Annotated in this window: 16 protein-coding genes; 5 read left to right on the top strand and 11 right to left on the bottom strand. The window is 41.6% G+C overall.

Annotated elements, in window-relative coordinates:
* Positions 1-98: 98 nt before the first annotated feature.
* Complete coding sequence (locus B4F91_RS13030; protein WP_004586824.1) at positions 99-344, top strand: DUF1289 domain-containing protein; 246 nt, start codon at positions 99-101, stop codon at positions 342-344.
* Positions 345-359: 15 nt separating this feature from the next.
* Here the strand turns inward: B4F91_RS13030 and B4F91_RS13025 are convergent, their stop codons facing one another.
* Positions 360-1,058, bottom strand: coding sequence for a substrate-binding periplasmic protein (locus tag B4F91_RS13025; RefSeq protein WP_024031530.1), 699 nt, complete (start codon positions 1,056-1,058; stop codon positions 360-362).
* A gap of 156 nt (positions 1,059-1,214) precedes the next feature.
* Between B4F91_RS13025 and B4F91_RS13020 the strand changes: the two genes are divergently transcribed.
* The 3 genes from B4F91_RS13020 to B4F91_RS13010 are packed head-to-tail and all read left to right on the top strand — an operon-like array spanning position 1,215 to position 6,349.
* Positions 1,215-1,418 (top strand): DUF3283 family protein, encoded by a 204-nt coding sequence (locus B4F91_RS13020; protein WP_004586826.1) that lies wholly within the window; start codon positions 1,215-1,217, stop codon positions 1,416-1,418.
* A 3-nt stretch (positions 1,419-1,421) separates the two neighbouring features.
* On the top strand, positions 1,422-1,823 hold the full coding sequence (locus B4F91_RS13015) for a GNAT family N-acetyltransferase (protein WP_004586827.1): 402 nt from the start codon (positions 1,422-1,424) through the stop codon (positions 1,821-1,823).
* A 20-nt stretch (positions 1,824-1,843) separates the two neighbouring features.
* Positions 1,844-6,349, top strand: a complete 4,506-nt coding sequence (locus tag B4F91_RS13010; protein ID WP_286937181.1) for an EAL domain-containing protein — start codon at positions 1,844-1,846, stop codon at positions 6,347-6,349.
* A gap of 8 nt (positions 6,350-6,357) precedes the next feature.
* On the opposite strand, the gene B4F91_RS13005 is transcribed toward B4F91_RS13010, so the two are convergent.
* Complete coding sequence (locus B4F91_RS13005; RefSeq protein ID WP_004586829.1) at positions 6,358-7,305, bottom strand: ion transporter; 948 nt, start codon at positions 7,303-7,305, stop codon at positions 6,358-6,360.
* A complete protein-coding gene (locus B4F91_RS13000; RefSeq protein ID WP_286937183.1) occupies positions 7,302-9,974 on the bottom strand; it encodes a bifunctional acetate--CoA ligase family protein/GNAT family N-acetyltransferase in 2,673 nt (890 codons plus the stop codon). Before B4F91_RS13000 ends, B4F91_RS13005 begins: the two co-directional genes overlap by 4 nt.
* Before the next feature lie 114 nt (positions 9,975-10,088).
* On the opposite strand from B4F91_RS13000, the gene B4F91_RS12995 reads away from it, so the two are divergent.
* On the top strand, positions 10,089-10,805 hold the full coding sequence (locus B4F91_RS12995) for an SIMPL domain-containing protein (RefSeq protein WP_004586831.1): 717 nt from the start codon (positions 10,089-10,091) through the stop codon (positions 10,803-10,805).
* On the opposite strand, the gene B4F91_RS12990 is transcribed toward B4F91_RS12995, so the two are convergent.
* From B4F91_RS12990 to B4F91_RS12955, 8 genes are all read right to left on the bottom strand, one after another.
* Positions 10,802-11,470: a hypothetical protein gene (locus B4F91_RS12990; protein WP_286937185.1), complete on the bottom strand. Its 669-nt coding sequence runs from the start codon at positions 11,468-11,470 to the stop codon at positions 10,802-10,804. The two genes, B4F91_RS12995 and B4F91_RS12990, sit on opposite strands and share 4 nt — an antisense overlap.
* 83 nt (positions 11,471-11,553) lie before the next feature.
* Positions 11,554-13,386, bottom strand: coding sequence for a DUF885 domain-containing protein (locus B4F91_RS12985; protein WP_096041185.1), 1,833 nt, complete (start codon positions 13,384-13,386; stop codon positions 11,554-11,556).
* Between the two features lie 86 nt (positions 13,387-13,472).
* Entirely contained in the window at positions 13,473-14,609 is a 1,137-nt protein-coding gene (gene hemW, locus B4F91_RS12980) for a radical SAM family heme chaperone HemW (protein WP_096041186.1), read from the bottom strand.
* Positions 14,606-15,205: an XTP/dITP diphosphatase gene (locus tag B4F91_RS12975; RefSeq protein WP_055254892.1), complete on the bottom strand. Its 600-nt coding sequence runs from the start codon at positions 15,203-15,205 to the stop codon at positions 14,606-14,608. Before B4F91_RS12975 ends, hemW begins: the two co-directional genes overlap by 4 nt.
* Before the next feature lie 4 nt (positions 15,206-15,209).
* Positions 15,210-15,653 carry a DUF4426 domain-containing protein gene (locus B4F91_RS12970; RefSeq protein ID WP_004586836.1) on the bottom strand — a complete coding sequence of 148 codons (444 nt, stop codon included), beginning with the start codon at positions 15,651-15,653 and terminating at the stop codon, positions 15,210-15,212.
* A gap of 57 nt (positions 15,654-15,710) precedes the next feature.
* Positions 15,711-16,244, bottom strand: a complete 534-nt coding sequence (locus B4F91_RS12965; protein WP_248463099.1) for a YggT family protein — start codon at positions 16,242-16,244, stop codon at positions 15,711-15,713.
* A gap of 26 nt (positions 16,245-16,270) precedes the next feature.
* Positions 16,271-17,092 carry a pyrroline-5-carboxylate reductase gene (proC, locus tag B4F91_RS12960; RefSeq protein ID WP_004586838.1) on the bottom strand — a complete coding sequence of 274 codons (822 nt, stop codon included), beginning with the start codon at positions 17,090-17,092 and terminating at the stop codon, positions 16,271-16,273.
* 17 nt (positions 17,093-17,109) lie between these two features.
* On the bottom strand, positions 17,110-17,773 hold a 664-nt coding region (locus tag B4F91_RS12955), incomplete at its 5' end, for a YggS family pyridoxal phosphate-dependent enzyme (protein ID WP_288635828.1).

The following is a 17,773-nucleotide window of genomic DNA, read 5'->3' as shown; positions in this document are numbered from 1 at the left end:
ATTTCTTAACTGATCGGCATTAGCGTAAACGCTGCTTTTTTTTTGTGCATAAATAACGCTATACTCATACAAAGCAATTAATCTACTTAGGGGGTGCAATGCAACAAATTGAAATATTTGATATTCCAAGCCCCTGTAAAAGTATTTGCCAAGTAAACAACCGAGGTTATTGCAAAGGCTGCTACCGAAGCCGGGATGAGCGTTTTAATTGGAATGCGTTAAGCAATGCGCAAAAAAAGAAAGTACTTAGCTTATGCCAGCAACGTTACAAACGGTATTTACAAAAGCGCCAAGCTGCGCAATCACAAGCCACTTTAGATAAACAACAAGGCTTTGAATTTTAAACCTTGTTGTACATGCTAGAGTTTTAAATTGTATTTTGCGCGCAATGCGCGGCTAGTGCCGTTATCGTGTAGTTTATTTAAAGCATTCAATAATTTACTTACCAAAGCCGCGTGCTTTTTATGTACATAGTGATAGAGCGAAAATGTACTTAGCAGCTGGGTTTGCATACAGGTCTCTGGTAGGGAAAAGTTATCGGCTTTAAGCACAAAGTCGAGCATAATTGCCCCATCAACTTTATGCTGGGCTAGTAGGTTAAGTTGGGTCGTAATATTTTTTACTTCAATAATATTGCCGTTAAACTTATGCTCATTTAAGTAATGGTGCTGAACTGGATAGCCTGACAAAACCGCAATACTATCGAGCTTATCGAGTGTATTGGGTTGGCAGTTTTTAAACAGTAAAAGCTTATAGTCAAACAGTGGGTAGTTAATTCTGATCAGGTTTTTATTGTCCGCCTCTATACTTATATCGCGGCCAAGTTGGCCATCTAACACCCCATTATTGGCTGCTAATAAGGCATTTTGGCGATTAAAATCAATTATGTGTACTTCATAATTAAGTTCTTTATAGGCTAATGTGAGTAAAGCGAGCGCATAGCTTGCTTGAGCTGAGTCGGCCGGGCGGTTAAATATAACGCTATTGTGATTGGCGAGTGTAATTTTACTAAAAAATAAAACGACTAATAAAAACAAAGCATTGAGCTGTATCTGCAAGGTTACTTCCGTTTAAAATGAGGACAGGGCAAATGATCGCAGCGAATAATACCAAAATAGTTTGGTTTTTGCCCATGTTTGTTGCTTTTTAAACAGTAAATGGGTTCAAATATACGTATAATAAATGCGGATAACTAACCGTACTTAGGAGTGGTTGTGAGTTTTAATTTATGTGCTTTACCCCGAGAGCAAAAATACCAGATTCAATTAGATTACGAAGCCTCATTTTGGGCTTATCAAATTAAACGTAATAAAAAAACACGTGAGCAAGTTTATAATACGATTCATAGCCGCCCAGTGGCAGAGCAAACGTTTTTAAAGCAACAGTTTGAGCAGTATTTGGCGTTAATGCTAAGCTAATATATGTATACAGTACAAAAGTTAGACACACTTAAGATTCCATTAGTTAATAAGTTTTATGCACTGTATAGCGTAAGAGGACGTGCTAATAAGCAAGATCAGGTTTGGGTTGTTTACAGTGAAATGCAGATAGTTGCGGCGTGTCGAATACAAAATAAACACGACTTTTTATTTTTATCAACCGTATTTGTTGCCCCGCAGCACCGTGCAAAAGGGCTGGCAAAGCAACTTGTATGCGCCGCTATAAAACAGCAAAGCATGCCGCTTTACACCTTTGCTTATAAAAATATTACAGCTTTATATACGAGTCTTGGTTTTAACCAAGTATTAACATATACTCCTGGTTTAAAAGCACTTTTTGATATTTATACGCATCGAAATATAGTCGCACTCGAATACCTATAACAAAAACAACGGATCAAGCCATGAGTAAAGGCGTTCATTGGATCATTAGTTGCTGTATAGCTTTAATCGCTATATTTAGTTGCCATGTTGGCGCACAGGTTAAACGTTTATCCCCCAGTGAAGGCCTGTCGCAAAGCTATGTGAACACTATGCTGCTTGATGATAACGGTTACCTATGGCTCTCTACCGAAGGGGGGTTAAACCGTTATGATGGTTACCAAGTTGTTTCAATTAATGGCCCTAATGGCGAGCTTGAAGAAGCCATAATTGATTGTATTTACCAAGACCCCGCAGGTAATATTTGGATAGCCTCGTTACTTGCAGGCTTATTTAAATACGACCCAAGTACCGACACCTACCAGCAATTTATTTCTCAACCTACCAGCGAAAAACAAATTTTAAGCCAGTCGGTATTTAGTATGGCAGCGGTTGATGACAAAACCTTATGGATTGGGCGTGGTCGCGACTTTGCTAAATTAGATATTGAAACAGGTAAAATAACCAGCCTATTTGAGCTGCCTAAAGAATACGAAAACACCTTAGTAAGAGAGCTTTTTCATTACAATGGGTATATTTTTATAGGCACAAGCCATGGGGCGTTTGTATTTGATATCGCCTCTGAGCAAATTAGGCCGCTGCAGCATTTAAAAAGCAAAGCTGAGCATATTTATCAAAACAACGTTAAATCGTTTTCGGTCATTAAAAATAATCAGTTGTTAGTAGGCACCGTTAAAGGCTTGTATCAAGTTGATATTAGCGACTTGCCAGGCATGTTTGAACGCCCCGACATAGCATTTAAAAACCAAGCCGTTATTGCCGATTTAAATGTATGGCGCATCATCAACGAAGGCGAAAAGCTAGATCTGGCGACTAATAAAGGGCTCTTTAAATTTGATTTAAATAGCAAAGAGTTGGTAAAAAACACACGTATTACACAAAGTAAATACAGCCTATCTGATACCAGTATGATAGACATGGTAAAAGATAAATCGGGAGGGTATTGGCTCGCTACTAAAACCGATGGTGCATTTTATTTGTCTAATAATACCTATCACTTTAGCAATATAGATGGTAGTAAACTGGGTGGCGATGGCCTTTCTCATCCTTCGGTTTGGGGCATTACGGAGTATGGTAACAGCCTATGGCTGGCAACACATAATGGCTTAACCGAAATTGATTTAGCCACTAACACCAGCCAAGTTTACTTAAAAAACCACAAAGTAGACTTACTGACTACTGAATTTAGCGTGTATGAAATTATTCCTTATAAGCAAAAGCTTTGGTTACATACAAACCGTGGGCTGTTTGAGTTTGACCCCATAACGCATCAAATTAACGAGCCAACAATAACAAACCCCAACAATAGAGCCTACATAGAAGGCTGGGTACACGGCGTAACCTTAATGCCTAACGGTGATTTGTACTATGTGCACTCAGATCACGGTATGTTTGTATATAATATTGATACTCAGCAGATCACCCGATTAGAAGGGGCCTTTAGCAAAATAGAGCCGTTTTTGGCGCATGGTTTTTCGCCAGCGCTGGCAACCAAGCCTGATATGCCCCTGTTTTTTAATGCGGGTATTTTATACCAGGTAAACCCAACCACATTAGCATTAAACACCATTTATAAAGTGCCAAAACAGCACGATAACGTGGCTATTAATGTGCTTTCTTACGTGGTCGATAACAACAATATTTTATGGATTTCACTATCTAATTTTGGCCTGATTGGGCTTGATGCAGCCAGTTACAAATTGGTACACACGATTGACTTAGAAAAAAATAAGTTAGGTACCTTACTTTATGACATGGTGCTTGATGATAATGGCATGATTTGGATGAGCAGCCATAAAGGCATATGGCGACTAAACCCAGAGACACTTCATTTTCAGCAGTTTACTACATCTGAGGGGCTGCTTTCTGCTGAGTTTAACAGCAGTGCCATGGCGCATTTAAGCGATGGGCGCATTGCCTATGGCAGCTTAAAGGGCATTACATATTTTCATCCGATGGAAAATCAAAATTACCACTCATTAATTGATCATGTAAATATAACGCGAGTTGATTTAATGTCGCGCGACTTATCTATCGATTTAAAACAGCCATTAAATGAAATAGTCCTCAACCATGATGATATCGGTTTAGAGGTGGCGTTTTCGGCGATGGCGTTTAGCTATCAAGAGCGCATAATTTATGAGTACCAGCTCGATAACGGCCAAAAAACCTACACCCGTAATAATAATCGGGTGTTATTCCCTAAATTAAATCCAGGTAATTACCAGCTCAAAGTATGGGCTAAAGATCCGTTAACCGGCGAGTACACGCCGCCTGCAGTGCTAAAAATTCGTGTTAAGTATCCCCTGTGGCGAGCGCCATATTTTATGGTGCTTTATGGCGTTTTGTTTATCGCATTTATTGCTTTTTGGGTAATGCGCCGCAACAAAATTCAGCGCATATTACTGGCCGCTAATAAAGAAAGTAAAGAAAGTGAAGCGCGATTAAAACTAGCCTTAGAGGGTAGTGAGTCGGGCATGTGGGATTGGCAGTCTACATCGAGTAGTATTTACCAGCCGCGCTTATGTAATGAACTGGGGTATGATCAAGAAAGCGTGAGCCTAGATGATTACCTAGCTAAAATTCACCCGCAAGATAAAGCGCTTTTCAGATTAGAATGGTTAGAATTTTTATCAACCGATAAAGGCTACTTTAATTGCACTTATCGTTTACGCCACGCTAAAGGCTATTGGCGTTGGTATAAAGACTTTGGCAAAGTGGTGGAATGGAGCGGACAACTTCCTAAAAAAGTAGCGGGTACTTACACCAATATGACCCGCGAAATGGTGTTTGAAGAGCATGCCCGTTTATTTACCGCTGCGTTTGAGCAAACCCGCGATTGGGTATTTATTCTTGATAAAAACTTTACGGTTCGCGCCTCTAACAAATCGTTGCAAACGGCCTTTAACTTTCCTAGTGAGCCACGCTCTAGCCGCGCCCTTAATTTAGGTATATCGCGAAGTAATCGTTTTGACTACTTACGGATAATGCAAAAGCTAAATGTGGGTGAGCATTTTTCCTGTGAAGACTTAGTCACCCTTGCCAGTGGTGAGCAGCGCCATGTGTTAGTAAAAATAAGTGCAGTGGCCGACACTGAACACCGTTTAAGCAGCTACGTTATTATTTTAACCGACATTCATGCGCAAAAATTGGCTGAAAATGAGCTTCATATTTTAGCCAACTATGACTCATTAACCGGTTTGCCTAACCGTATGCTGTTTAACGACAGGGTTGAGCATGCGATTGAGCAAGCGCAAAATCATCAATGTAAAGTAGCTATGCTGCACATAAACATTAAGCGGTTTAAATACTTTAACGACTCATTTGGACGTGAAGCGGCTGATGAGCTAATAAAGCAAGTGGCTAAGCGTATTAAGCGCTCTTTGCGTCCTTCTGCAAGTGTTGCGCGCTTTGGTGGCGATGAATTTGTGGTGCTGGTGGAAGATGTGCAGCAAATTGAAGAAGTATTACTTATTTGCTCTAAATTAATAGACTCTGTAAGCCAAAATATGGAATTTAATGGCCAGGTGGTAAACGTTAATTTAAGTATTGGTGTAGCAATAGCGCCTGATGACGCCGCAGATCATGCTGCGCTGTTAAAAGCTGCCAGTATAGCTTTGTACCATGCAAAAGAGTCTCTCGAAAGCAGTTATAAGTTTTACAAGCAGGAGATGAACCAGCATGTACAAAAAGCCTTGCATTTAGAGTCTTTGCTAACTAAAGCGTATCAAGAGCAAGAGTTTTGCAATTACTACCAGCCTATAGTGAATGCGCACACTCAAAAAACCGAAGGTTTTGAAGTGTTGTTACGCTGGCCAGAAAACACTTTAGTGCCCACGCAAGAGTTTTCTTTAGCGGCTGAGAGCATAGGGTTAATAACAAAAATTATGCTGCAAACCTTTGCCCGTGCGTTGCAAGCCCTCAAACAATGGCGTGAGATTTCACCTCAGCTGTACTTGTCGATAAACCTCTCTGCACTTGATTTTGAATACGAAGAGCTTGTAACCGACATTCATAAAGCGCTGAGCCACGCTAATGTGCCCTCAGAAGCCATAGTGTTTGAAATTACCGAGTCTATTTTAATGCGCGACTCTAAACATGCGCTGCACAGTATGGAAATGCTGAAAAAGCTTGGCTGTAAGCTCTACATGGATGACTTTGGAACAGGCTATGCCTCATTAACGTATTTAAAGCGTTTTCCTATCGATGTACTAAAAATAGATAGAAGCTTTGTGCAAGATATTGGCGTTGACTCAGATGATGAAGCCATTATTCAATCAACGCTTACCTTAGCTCATAGCTTAGGTAAAGAGTGTGTGGCTGAGGGCATTGAAAACAAACAACAGCTGCAGTTTTTAAAGCAGTTAGGGTGTAAGCATTTTCAGGGCTATTTATTTAGTAAGCCAGTACCTAAAGAAGCTGTTCCCGCACTGATCAAACAAGATTGGGGCAACATATTTAACCAGTAAAAATAAGCTTATTGGCGTTTACCACAGTGGCGGCAAAATAAATGGCTGTTGCGTTGATTAAGCTGCGTTTTAATTGCTTTATTGGCCTCAAGCTTACTTAAACCTAGTTTGTAGCGCAGCTCCTCTAAGTGCAAACGCTGTGAGTCATCTAAACTGCCTTGGTGAATTTGCTCATGTACGGCATCTTCAAAAAATTGCCGGCGTTTACGTATTTGCTCCGAAAAACTAGAGGCAAGCAAGCCTGTAGGAATTGCCACCATTCCCATGCTCACCAAAGTGACTACGCCACCAAAGAGTTTACCAAGTGGCGTTAGCGGTACAACATCACCATACCCAACCGTAGTGAGGGTCGCCATAGCCCACCACATAGCTGCAGGAATAGAGCCAAATTTATCTGGCTGAATATCGTGCTCCAATAAATAAATACCGCAGGAGGCAAGTATTAGCAGTACCGACATAATAAAAAACGCGGCCAGTAACGAGCTCGCTTCGTCTTTAAATGCTTGTAATAGCAACTGCATTGCACGTGAATAACGAGTAAGTTTAAATACTCTTAACAGTCTTAATACACGTAAAAAACGCAAATCCAGAGGAAACACAAACATTAACAAGCTGGGTAAAATGGCTATTAAATCGATAAGAGCCAAAGGTGATAAAAAGTAATGCAGTCGGCGTTTTGCGTTTGAACCTTTTATAGCTGCGTATTTGCTCTTATCGACACAGGCCCAAAGCCTTGCAAGGTATTCAAGGCTAAAAATAGCCACCGAAATAACCTCTAAAAGTAAAAACTGCGGGTAATATACTTTGTTTATACTCGGTACTGATTCCAACACAATGGCAATAACGTTAAGCATAATTAAAGCAATCAGCGCGGTGTCGAGTATATGCCCCGCTTTTCGGTAATCGCCAGTCCCTTCAAATACCTGCGCTAACGTTTGTCTTGCTGTGCTGCTCATGTGTTTAGCTTTAACAGCATATTAATACTGCCTTCTTCAAAATCACGGCTAATTGTAAAACCTAACTTACGGGCAAGCTCAATCATGCCGGTGTTCTCAGGCAGTGTTATGCCTTCAATTACTTCTACGCCTTGGCGCTTACAATGATTTATTGCAGCGCTCATAAGCAGCCTGCCAAGACCTAAGCCTTGGTAGTCAGAGCGAACCACGGTTGCAAACTCAGCATGTAAATTATCAGGGTCCATAATAACGCGTGCTACACCTAGTGTGCGGCTTTTACCTTCAAAGCGCTGGCATACAATAAAGGCCATTTCTCGGTCGTAATCTATTTGTGTCATTTTTGCGAGCTGGTCGTGGTTAAACTGGGGCAGCTCACCAAAAAAGCGTTTGTAACGATCTTCTTTATTTAGTGATTGATCAAACTCTTGGTGGGCTTTTTCATCCTCTGGACGAATAGGCCTTAATGTAGCTCGTGTATTATTTTTAAGGGTTACTTCTTCTACAAGATCAATAGGGTAAGGGCGAATACATAAACGTTTACGATCGCTGTGTGCCTGATAGCGATTAACACTAATGGTGGCATCAAGCACCAAAAATTGCCCATTGCTGGCTAAAATAGGATTAAGTTCCATGGCACTTATATCGGGCTGATCGACAACAAGTTGAGATATACGTGTGAGCAGGGCGCACAAGCGATATTTGTCGACCTTTTCTGGCAAAATGCGATCTTTTAATACGCCTTTATCGTTTGCGGCTGCAATGAGGTATTTAGCTAAGTTCATATTAAGCGGCGGCAAAGCAACGGCTGCTTGGGCATACTCTAACCCATTACCCGCTTCACCAAGTAATATAACAGGGCCAAAATTAGGCTCAGTTTTAATGGCGATTCGCAGTTCATTAGCGCCGGCGCGCGGCGCCATTTTTTGCAATGAAAACCCTTCAATAACAGCATCTGGATAGGTGTTTTTAATTCGTATCAGCATGGCAAAGGCGGTTTGCTCAACCTCGTTTGCATCGTTTAAGTTAAGAACCACACCCCCTACTTCTGATTTTGAGGCAATACTTGGGCTAATCAACTTTAACGCTACCGGAAAGCCTAATTCAATTGCTTGCTCACGCGCCTCTGTGGGCGTGTAGGCTACTTCTGTTTGAATACACTCAACACCATAATGACTAAGAATTTGGCTTGCTTGATGAGTGGGTAAGTAGCTTTGCTCTTCTTCTAAAAATTCGTTAATGAGCGTAGTGGCTGCTGATTTATTTATTTTTGCATCATCGGTATTTGATTCGGGTGTTTGCGTTAAATGTTTTTGGTTACGACGATAACTAACTAAATGCATAAATGCGCCAACCGCACCCTCAGGCGTGCGATAGGTTGGAATAGTGTGGTTAGAGCAAACACGCCTCGCAGCATAAGCCGCATCTTCACCCATAAAGTTGGTCATTACATAAGGGCGCGCCATCTTTGGTATTTTTTGTAAGGTTTGCACTATCATATCGGCGTAGTCTTCACTTGATGCCAGTGCCGAAGGGGTATGAATAATAAGTAAGTTTTTAACTTCTTCGGCGCGAAGTAAAATTTCTAATGCTTGCTTGTAACGCGCCGGAGCAGAGTCGCCAAAAATATCGACAGGGTTAGATGTAGTATCCGATTGCGGAATAACTTGATTGAGTGCGGATCGCGTTTGCTCGCTAAGCTGGGTAAGTTTACCCGAATTTAAAATAAGCTCATCGACCGCCATAACCCCCGGGCCGCCGCCGTTGGTTAAAATGGTTAACTGCTCAACTTTTAGTAATTTTGGGTGGATGGCAAGTGTTTGCGTGGCTGCAAAAAGTTCGCGCAGATCACTAACACGCAGCATACCGGCGCGTTGAAAAAGCGCATCGTACACTGCATCTGAACTTTGCTTGCCACCAGTATGAATTTCAGCAGCCAGTGCGCCTGCTCCGGTTTTTCCCGTTTTAATGGCAATAACCGGTTTACTAAAGGCTGCTGCCCGTGCTGCCGATATAAACCCACGAATATCTTCAATATTATCTATGTAGAGCAAAATCGCTTTGGTTTTAGCATCACGGCCTAAAAAATCGAGCAGCTCGTCAAAATCGATATCTAGGCAATCACCGACCGAAACAAAATACGAAAAGCCAATTTCTTTATTTTTAGCCCAATCTAAAATAGTGGAACACACCGCTGCGGATTGCGATATAAATGCCAGTTTCCCTGGTGCTGCAACTGTGTGAGAAAAGCTGGCATTAAGGCCAATATGCGGAATAAGTAGCCCTAAACAATTAGGCCCAAGCAAAGTAACGTGATGGGCATTTGCAGCGCGCTTTAAAGCTGTTTTTTGGCTCAATGAGAGCCCATCAGCAATCACAATTGCACTTTTACAGCCAAGCTCACCTAGCTGCTCGATAATACTCAGTAAGGTATTTTTATTTGTACAAATAACGGCTAAGTCGGGCACTTTGGGCAGCGCGGCAATATCAGGGTAGGCAAGCACGCCGTGCACCGCACTATGGGTAGGGGTTACGGGCATGATTGGCCCTTTAAACCCACCTTGTAATAAATTGCGCATAACCACAAACCCCGCGCGTGTGGGGGTATTCGAGGCGCCAATAACGGCTACCGAGGCCGGATTAAAAAATTGGCTGATGCGCTTTAAGCTCATGGCATATCCTTGGCTGATTATATTTTGCGTTATTCATAGTCTCAATGTACCCTGTTTGCTGTGTTATTTCGAGCGCATAGATACTTATTATTGATATCAATCAAGGAGTTTTTTGTGAATAAAACACCCGGTTTTTATACCGTTATAGCCGCAATTTGCCTAAGTATAGGCTTAATTTTATTAGGCTTTATTATTAAAAGTGCCGCAGTAGATGTAAAAAGCATGGAACGTAGTGTGCAGGTTAAAGGGTTAGCAGAGCGTGAAGTTAGCGCTGATACGGTAATTTGGCCGCTGCAATACAGTGATGCAGACAACGACTTAGAAAAACTGGTTAGTCGAGTTGAGCAAAAAAACGATGCTGTTATTGCATTTTTAAAGCTACATGGCTTTGATGATGACGAAATAAGCACGGGTAGCCAGTCGATAATTGATAAGCAAGCCCGTGAATACGCTAACGATAATCAAAAGTTTCGTTACTTGGTACGCGCTAATATTATTGTGTATTCGAACGCGCCCGACAAAGTACAAAATGCACTGAGTAAAGTGAGTCAATTAGCTAAACAGGGCATTGCCATTGTGCAAAATAGTTACGAAACCAAAGTTGAGTATTTATTTACCGGCCTTAACGATATAAAACCAGCCATGGTGCAAGAGGCTACAGAAAAAGCCCGTGAAGTTGCCAACAAATTTGCTAAAGATTCGAACTCAACGCTGGGTAAAATAAAATCCGCTCGCCAAGGGCAATTTAGCATTAGCAATCGCGATTCAAATACGCCACATATCAAAAAGGTGAGGGTGGTCACCAGTGTTGAATATTACTTAAGTGACTAAATTGCTCTAACTAAGTGGGCAATTTGCGCGGTTGAGCGCTGTAGGTAAGCAGCGCTAAGTAAAATGCTGGTTTCGTTTATATCAGCGCCTTTTAATATATTTGCCAGTTGCTGTTTAGCGGTTGGATTTTGTTTTTGCTCTATTTCCATAAGCGCTAATAATGCTGAAAATTCATGCTTTATTGGTGTGCTAGGTTTATCAGCATAGGCGATATAACAGGCAACAGGGGTAAGGCCACGAGCATTTGTTTGTGCAAGGGCTTTTACTAAATTATCGTTAGATTCAAATAGCATTAATGAGCGCACATAGTTAAACGCCAGCTTTTGAGCATTGGCGTGTTTAAATACATTGTGCAGTACATTATTTCCTTGGCTGTCTTGTGCTAAAAAGCCGTTATTTTCTTTTAATGCAGGTGTAAAAAACGTTAATGCATCAGTCGTTGTTAATTGGTTGATAAAAGGTGCTGGTGGGGGGTTGGTTGTTAAAATACGTGTGGCTACATTTTGCATAAAGTCGTATTTAATACTCATCCGCAAAGCACTTTCGTAAAGGTGATTTAGCTGTAATGTTTGCTGAGCAGGGCTTAACTGTTTAAAGTCGTTATCGAGCTCGTCTAGCAGATGCTTAGCAATGCGCGCATTAAGTAATTGTATGCTTAAATCCATTCTTAACCCTACCTCTGAGCGTTTTTATTACTATAAAACAAAAAAGGCCGCATCAGCGACCTTTTTCTATTTATAACCAAGTATTAAGCTTTTTTACTTGCTACCCACTCGTTTACAAAGTTCTCTAGTACGTTAAGTGGTACAGGGCCATTTTTAAGTATAACGTCGTGGAACTGACGAATATCGAACTTATCGCCTAGTTGCTTTTTAGCCTCTTCACGCAGTTCTAAAATCTTAAGCATACCTACTTTGTAAGCTGTTGCTTGCGATGGCATTACAATATGACGCTCAACCATTTTAACACCGTCAGATGTGGCATTAGGCGTATTATTTACGTAGTAATCAATACCTTCTTGGCGAGTCCATTTCATTGCGTGAATACCGGTATCAACGACTAAGCGACACGCACGCCATAATTCCATCGAAAGGCGACCAAAGTCTGAGTATGGGTCTGCGTAAAGGCCCATTTCTTTAGGAATGTACTCTGAGTATAAGCCCCAACCTTCAATGTAAGCGGTGTAGCCACCAAACTTACGAAACTTAGGCACACCTTCAAGCTCTTGTGAGATAGCAATTTGCATGTGGTGACCCGGAATACCTTCATGGTACGCTAATGCTTCCATTTGGTACGTTGGCATTGCTTCCATGTCGTAAAGGTTTGCGTAGTAAATACCAGGGCGTGAGCCATCTGGCGCAGGTTGTTGGTAAAATGCTTTACCTGCTGCTTTTTCGCGGAATGCTTCAACGGCTTTAACTTTAAGATCAGCCTTTGGCTTAACAATAAATAACTCATCTAGGCGAGTTTTCATGGTGTTGATTAGGCCAGTGGCTTCATCTAAATAACGCTGTTTACCTTGCTCGTCATTGGCATAATAAAATTGTTTATCCGTTTTCATAAACTGCATAAACGCTTTTAAATCACCTTTAAAGCCTACTTTGTCTTTAATTTCACGCATTTCATCATGAATACGTTTTACTTCAGCAAGGCCAATGGCATGAATTTCTTTAGCGGTTAAGTCAGTTGTTGTGGTGCGCTTAAGTGCGTTATTGTAAAACGCTTCGCCGTCAGGCAGTTTCCATGCGCCATCGCGGTTATCTGCACGTTTTTCTAGCTGTGCTAAGTAATTAATTAACTTAGAGTAAGAAGGCTTAACGGCTGATTTTAATGCATCAGTTGCCTCGCTAATTAAGGCATCTTTTTCATCTTGGCTAATTTCAAGAGCGCTTACTTTACGTTTAAAGTCGGCTAATAGGGTTGAGTCTTCACCTTTTTCAAATGGTGCACCATGAATGATGTTTTTGCTCGAATCTATAACATGTGGGAACACAAATTTAGGCGCAATAATGCCTTTATCAGCACGGGTTTCTAAATCAGTAATTAGCTGATCAAATACAGTAGGTACACCGTTTAAACGCGCAATATAATCTTTAGCTTCTTTAACATTACTAATTGAATGTTGGTTTATTAAAAACGCAGGCACCATAGAGTGAGTACCAAACATTTGGTTAACTGGGTAGTTATGGTAACGCCATTTAAAATCAGCAATCGAGCTTTCTAGGTCTTGTTTTTTTAAGTCGTAACTTACTTTAGTGGCATCATCAAGCAGGTCGCGGTTGATAGCATTTAAAGTAACTAAGTCTTCTTTTGCTTGCGCAAGGTCTTTTAGTTTTTGCTCTTCGCTGCCGTCATCCCATTTATCGTAATCTTTTTTAATACCCATGTAAGTTTGATAAACCGGGCTGCTCATTACATCGCGGTTAAAGGTATCTTCAAAAAACGCATTCGCTTTGTCGATTTCGCTTTGCACAGGTTGCGCTTGCACTGCAGGCGCTGGCGTTGTTTGTTGTGGTGCCTGCTGGCAACCGGCTAAAATAGCAACGCTCACGGCTGCTGCAATAAAGGTAAGTTTACGCATTGTTTTCCCTTTGTTGTTAGAAACCCATTAGGGGGTATTATATTTATTTGCTTGTATTTTATGTTTATCGCGCGTGGTTAAAACCACTACACGAACAATTCTAGCAGGTCATTTAAAAAACGATGCCCTTTAAGGCTTACTTGCCAGTGGCCGTTTTCTTGTATTAACAAACCTGCATTTATTGCTTTAGTTAACGCTGCTTGTTGGCTTTGTAATGGCTGATTAGTCAGCGCACTGTAATCATCAATAGGGCAAGGCTCGACTAAGCGAAAGCGATTCATAAAAAATTCAAAGGCTAAATCTTCTTGCTCTACTTGCCAGCTTTTATACAAGTACGGCTTAAGCATATCCATGTAACCGCGCGGATGCTTAATTTTTTCAGTACGGGTAATAATGCCGGTTTTTGCATCAGTCACCTTACCATGAGCGCCACAGCCAATACCGAGATAATCGCCAAAACGCCAATAATTCAAGTTATGTTGGCATTGAAAGCCTGGCTTTGCATAGCCCGATATTTCGTATTGTATGTAACCGGCTTGAGCAAGTAGTGCTTGGCCTTGCTCTTGAATATCCCATAGGGTTTCATCTTGTGGCAAAGTGGGCGGCTTGGATGCAAATTGTGTATTAGGTTCAATAGTGAGCTGATACCAAGATATATGTGGCGGGTTTAAAGCAATTATTTTTTTTAAATCGCTCAGCGCATCGTCAAGGCTTTGCCCCGGTAAGCCATGCATTAAATCAAGGTTAAAGCTATTTAACCCGGCTTGCTTAGCTTGCTCTGCAGCGTAGTGCGCTTCATCGGCACCATGAATACGGCCAAGTGCCTTTAACTTGTCGTTTTGCATGCTTTGCACGCCAATAGAAATACGGTTAATACCCGCTTTAACGTACTCTTTAAAGCGTCCGGTTTCTACGGTACCAGGATTTGCCTCAAGGGTTATTTCGCAGTTGTCGCTTAGGCCAATCAGGTTATCGACTTCGTTTAATAAGCGGGTATATGCATCGCCAGTTAATAAGCTTGGTGTACCGCCGCCAATAAAAATACTGTGAATTTTACGCCCTTGCACCAAGTGCAAATCGGCTTTTAAGTCGTCAATTAAATGCTGAACATACTCAGCTTCAGGAATGTCGCCTTTTTGCCCATGGCTATTAAAATCGCAATAGGGGCATTTTTGCACGCACCAAGGTACGTGCACATATAAGCTCAGTGGTGGAAGGTTCACAGGCCGCCTTTGCTTTGTAGCTCTAGTAATAACTTTTTAAGTGCTTGGCCGCGATGGCTCACCGCATTTTTTTGCTCTTTGGTGAGCTCGGCGCTGGTACAGTTTTGCTCTGCTACAAAAAATACCGGATCGTAACCAAAGCCCCCTTCGCCATTTTGGGTTTGTGTAATTTCGCCTTCCCAGCTTGCGCTGCAAATAAGTGGGGTAGGGTCATCGGCGTGGCGCATTAATACCAGCACACACCAAAAGCGGGCTTTACGGTTTGGGTTATCGGCTAATTCGTTAAGTAGTTTATCTATGTTGTCTTGATCGCTGGCGCTTTCACCGGCAAAACGAGCTGAGTACACGCCTGGTGCACCATTTAAGCCATCTACCTCTAAGCCTGAGTCATCTGCAATGGCTGGCATGCCGGTAATTTTAGCAGCATGGCGGGCTTTAATTATCGCGTTCTCTACAAAGGTGGTGCCGGTTTCGGCCACTTCGCCTACGTTAAAATCGCTTTGCGGAAGCACATTTATATTAAGCGGGCTAAGCATATTGGCCAGCTCGTTAACTTTGCCAGGGTTGCCTGTGGCAAGCACTAATGTTTTGGTCATGTTTTTAATCTACGTAAAATTTTTGCTGAAACGTGAGTTTTTGAGACTGACTACCTTGCTGGATGTTTATCTCAAAACGTAAAATCTCTTCGTTGGTGTAGTCTACTTGCGCAAGGTAATAAATTGATTCACCTTCTTTTACTTCTTTAAAAGTAAGGGCTTGCTTATTGCCGAGTAGGTTTTTTGCGGTGCCGCTGAGCTGAGCGGTTTGCGCGGTTTTATCGCTATTGTTTTTCAGTACTGAAATATTAACAATGCCTTTATAACCACTACGCTCAAGGCCATATGTTTTAGCTATTTGCGGCTGAATAAAGGTAGATGGAAAAGCAATGTAATGCACTTGCCAAGGGCCCAGCTCTTTGTACTGTGCGCCTTGCATGTCTTCACTGTGGGCATTAAAAGCAAAGGCTAAAAAACTAATAAAGCAAAACTTAATTAAACGGTTCATTATGATGTCCTATATAAAAAAGAGGCCAAAGGGCCTCTTTTGCTTATAACAAAAAATTTAGGCTAAAAAGTCCATTAGCAGCATTTGTAAAAACTGAATACCAATAATTAGTACAAGCACCGATAAATCTAAGCCACCCATTGGTGGAATAATTTTACGAAGTGGCTTGAGCATTGGCTCAGTAAGCTGATGGAAAACCGCTTCTATTGGGTTATAACCTTGACTTACCCAGCTTAAAATAGCGCGAATAATCAATACCCAAAATACAAGGTTTAAGCCTTCTTTAAGTACGGTAATAAGTGCTTGTATGAACACAGGTTGCGCAGACCATGCGCCGTATATCACCAGCATTAAAGTACTAATTTTGGCAGCGGCTACAATAAATGCCAGCAATAGAGAGGCTAAATCAAGCCCACCTAGTCCAGGTATAATTTTACGTAACGGGTTAACTGCAAACGACGTTGCTTTAACCACAAATTGGCTCATTGGGTTGTAAAAGTCGGCTTTTGCCCACTGTAGCCAAAAACGCAGTAGCACCACCATTAAAAACAAATCAAACAGGGTACTGATCAAAAATTGCATGGCATTCATAGTGTAACCTTCAATAAAAAGTAATTTTAAAGTTCTTTTTCCATTTGCATTGCACGCGCAATACACGCATCCATTGCATCGCTAACTGTTTGCACTAGGCCTTCGCCTTTTAAATGCTCAACCGCAGCATGGGTGGTGCCGCCTTTAGAGGTTACATTAGCGCGTAATTGCGAAATGCTTATCTCTGGTTGGCTCAATGCCATTTCGGCTGCACCTAGCGCAGTTTGCTGCACTAAGCGGCGCGCATCTTCATCGTTAAAGCCAAGTGCTTTCGCTTTTTCTTCAATGGCTTCCATAAATAAGAAAAAGTAAGCGGGTGATGAGCCTGTCACAGCAATGACATCGTTAATTTGCGACTCTTGCTCTACCCAAACAACAATACCTGTGCACTCAAATACTTGTTGTACAAAGTCGTGCTCTTCGGCTGTTTCATCTGCGCCAAATAAACCCGATACACCACGCCCTAATAGCGATGGCGTGTTTGGCATACAACGTACCATTTTAACGTTTTGGCCAAGCATTTCGCGTAAACGCTTAACGGTTAAGCCAGCCGCTACCGAAATAAACAGTTTATCACTAAAGTCGATACCCGATTCTTGAAACGATTTACATAAATCGCCCATCATTTGTGGTTTAACAGACAATACAATGACATCAGCATCGCGTAAGGCTTCGTTATTGTCGCTGGTGGTTTTCACCTTGAAATCGTCTGCTACCTTGGCAAGCTTTTCTTGGTTGCGGTTTGTAGCAATGATGTTGTTTGCATTAAAACCGTTTTTTACCATGCCACCAATAATGGCGTAGCTCATGTTACCTGTGCCTATAAATGCGATTGTTTTATCTGACATATGTCTGTTATCACCTTTTAAGTTCGAGTTCCAAAAATATCTGTGCCGATCCTCACCATGGTTGAACCTGCGCTAATGGCGGCTTCAACATCATTGCTCATCCCCATCGACAACGTATCTATATGAGGATATTGGGCCTTTAGTTTATCAAAGCAAGTTTGTAATTGCTCAAAAGATTGACTTTGCTCACTCGGATCGTCGCTTTTAGCCGGAATAGCCATTAAACCACGCAAAGTGAGTTGCTCACATTGGTCAATAAACTCAGCTAGTTCGGGGATTTGCTCTACGTTGCAGCCCGACTTGGCCTCCTCGGCGCTTATATTTACTTGAATAAGCACATTTAAAGGGGCTAGGTTTTCTGGACGTTGACTGTTTAAACGCTTAGCTATTTTTATTCTATCTACGCTTTGTACCCAATCAAAATGTGCAGCAACAAGGGCGCTTTTATTTGATTGAATAGGGCCAATGAAATGCCAAATGATGTCGCTAAATGTGTGTAGTTGAGCTATTTTATCTACAGCCTCTTGAACATAAGACTCACCAAATTGGCGCTGGCCATACTCGTAGGCAGCAATAATATCGTCGCTTGGTTTTGTTTTTGATACTGCTAGCAGCGTAATAGCATCGCTACTACGTTTAGCATTTTTAGCCGCGCTGGCAATTCTAGCGTAGGCGGATGTG

This window comes from Pseudoalteromonas sp. UBA6610, from assembly GCF_002433295.1.
GTDB classification, from domain to species: Bacteria; Pseudomonadota; Gammaproteobacteria; order Enterobacterales; family Alteromonadaceae; genus Pseudoalteromonas; species Pseudoalteromonas atlantica.
This window is presented reverse-complemented; position numbering and strand designations above follow the sequence as displayed.